The sequence below is a fragment of the Janthinobacterium foliorum genome, assembly GCF_978021625.1.
Genome location: NZ_CDXDQE010000080.1, coordinates 1 through 342 on the forward strand (window position 1 = coordinate 1; position 342 = coordinate 342).

The following is a 342-nucleotide window of genomic DNA, read 5'->3' on the forward strand; positions in this document are numbered from 1 at the left end:
TCTTCCAGGTCCACATGGCGCGACACCAGACGGCCGTACTCGCTTTGCAGCATGCGGTACAGGCCCACGCGGCGCGCGCCGGCCAGATTCACCTGCGCCTGGCGGAAGCGCTCCAGGCCCTGCGTGATGCACAGCACCACGCCATGCTCCTGGCGCCGTGCCTCGATCCACTGCTGCAGCGGCGTGATCCATGCCAGCGCTGCCGGCGCCGCGCTGGCGCAGCCGCTCAAGTCGACCCAGGCGTCGTACTGCCGCCAGTCGCGCGGCGCATGCAGCTGCTCATCCTTGCCGCCATCGATGACGATGCTGCCGGCATGGCGCCGGGCCAGCTGCGCCGCCAGC

At 71.1% G+C, this 342-nt stretch carries 1 protein-coding gene; it reads right to left on the reverse strand.

Annotation, left to right across the window (positions count from 1 at the left end; translation table 11 throughout):
• The coding region (locus tag ACZ92H_RS29580; protein WP_465052402.1) for a hypothetical protein at positions 1–342 on the reverse strand (342 nt) is incomplete at both ends.